5 protein-coding genes are annotated in these 2,072 nt (G+C 45.7%); all 5 read left to right on the plus strand.

From position 1 onward, the window contains the following. Positions 1-276 (plus strand): DUF559 domain-containing protein (locus ABYW01_RS20205; protein WP_372836251.1); only part of this gene is annotated, 276 nt, incomplete at its 5' end. Positions 277-359: 83 nt separating this feature from the next. After that, positions 360-839, plus strand: a complete 480-nt coding sequence (locus ABYW01_RS20210; protein ID WP_372836253.1) for a hypothetical protein — start codon at positions 360-362, stop codon at positions 837-839. 105 nt (positions 840-944) lie between these two features. Further along, positions 945-1,352 carry a hypothetical protein gene (locus tag ABYW01_RS20215; RefSeq protein WP_372836255.1) on the plus strand — a complete coding sequence of 136 codons (408 nt, stop codon included), beginning with the start codon at positions 945-947 and terminating at the stop codon, positions 1,350-1,352. A 93-nt stretch (positions 1,353-1,445) separates the two neighbouring features. Further along, positions 1,446-1,790, plus strand: a complete 345-nt coding sequence (locus tag ABYW01_RS20220) for a hypothetical protein (protein ID WP_372836257.1) — start codon at positions 1,446-1,448, stop codon at positions 1,788-1,790. Between the two features lie 85 nt (positions 1,791-1,875). Beyond that, a partial coding sequence (locus ABYW01_RS20225; RefSeq protein WP_372836258.1) for a hypothetical protein occupies positions 1,876-2,072 on the plus strand: 197 nt, incomplete at its 3' end.

Consider the following 2,072-nt stretch of genomic DNA (forward strand, 5'->3'; position numbering starts at 1 on the left):
CCTCTACCTGTTTTTATACGAGGAGGGGCCGAGTATCGTAGAATTGAGCCTGACTTCGTTATCTTCAAAGAAGGTGTGTTGGTCATACTCGAAGTTGATGGGGATACAGTTCATACTGAGACGCCAGCTGAAGCACATGCGCGAACTACCATGCTCAATCATGAAGGTGCGCATATAGAAAGATTTAGATCCTCTGAATGTGATTCTCCTGAAAAAGCTGATGTTGTAGCAAATAAAGTACTGGAATTAATTGAGAAAATTAAGAGTGCTAAATAGGGCTAACAAGTACGGGCACGATCAGCCACTTCGTGGCTTGGACTCGCTACGCTCGCCCGTGCCGTAAGCGTTAGGCAGCCCCGATGGTTATGAGAAAACTTATATCTGCACTTGTCCTACTTGTTGTCTTTCCCACCTTTGTTCATGCAAGCGACGGCAAAGAAAACTGGGTAATGACTTATTCATTCTCTGACGGAGTTGAACTACCAGCTTTATACCTTGAGGTAGTCCTAAATAACGATCAAATATCTGGTGTCGCAAAGGATGATTCTGAAGATCTCGCATCTTTAACTGGTAGCGTAAATCAGCAAAGTTATCAGTTCACTATTCACCGATTCGAAATGGGCAATGACACATCACAAGACATCATCTTCAAAGGAGTCAGAGTCGGGAACCAGATCAGCGGCAAATGGCAACACGTTGTGGGTGTCAGTGGCCAATGGAGCGCAGAATTGACAACACTCGCACCTAAAGAAGCTCTTAAGCCGTACCTAAAACCTTGCAAAGAGCTAGAGGCAAGCAGAAGCAACAATGATAAACAAACGTGTAAAGGGCATGCCTAACAAGGCGCTCAACACTCAGTCCAGCTTCGCTGGCCTTGGACTGTCGCTGCTTCGCAGCGCCAGCCCGTTAGCGCGGCGTTATGAGTTGATTTTCGAGTACATAATATGAATCGAACTAGATTTAGGTTTTTATGTGTTTTTAGCTTTCTGCTTTTAGGTTTTGGGTTGTTTGGAACCTTTTCCGCTGAAGCAACGTTACCCCCAGAACTCTCCGCTTATATTGAAAGGCAGTACCAGACTGATTTGTCTATCATTGATTGGGTGCTTGCTGCGTTCGCGCTTGGCGCGATTGTTTCGTTGATTGGAATGTTTACATTTTCCAAGTGGGCAAGGCCCTTGTTCAGCATATGTGTGCTAGCTACTACCTCAGGAATGGTTCTTACTGGTCCAGTTGTGCAAACGGCCCTAGAAACTGCCATCTACGAAGTAAGTATGGTGCTGGATGGTGCGCTGATAGCTCTCATGTATTTTTCTGAGATTCGAAATGAGTTTTCTGTATCAAAGGACTCATAACAAGCGGCTGTTGTCGCCACTGCGTGGCTGGGACTGCCTTTTCGCTGCTTCGCAGCTACAAGTCATCCCCAAAGCCGGGCGTTAGGCAACAATATGATCGAGATGGAATTCAGCATCTGGCTAGCAAGTAAGACTCGCTGGGTGCATCTTACAAAAGCTATTTCACTCCCTGTTGTGCCCAGGGTTGGTGAACATATAAAGTTTAAAAGCAAAGAATTGGGAGACTACTATCCCTGGAAGGTAACTCAAGTAACCTATCGGGAATCGGGGGTTATAGAGGTCTGGACAGAGCTGCTTGAAGATATTAATGGTCGAGGCTACTCGTTTGAGGAAGAAGATGACTTTGATGAGTATCACAATGCGTACATCGAAGAAGGTTGGCAAGCTCCTCATGGTATTAAGCGTAATACCAAGTATCGAGGTGGGACTAGCGCCTAACAAACAGCTGCAGCGGATCAAGTTTCGCTGCGCTCAACTTATCCGCTGAGCTAAGCGTTAAGTGGCCGAGTCGTGAAGGTAACGAATGAACAACGACAAGGAAGTAAGAAGGCAAACAGCGCGGCTTATCTATGGGTTGATAGTCGCATGTGGTTTGGGCGGTATTCTCTATCTGTTCGGGGCAGGTTTTGTCAGACTGATCAATGAGTATTTTGGAGTTGTACTTACCAGAACCGATCTTGAAATTATCTATGTGGTTTTGGTAGTGATATTAGTAAAGGC

Source organism: Pontibacterium sp., assembly GCF_041587635.1.
GTDB lineage: Bacteria > Pseudomonadota > Gammaproteobacteria > Pseudomonadales > Balneatricaceae > Pontibacterium.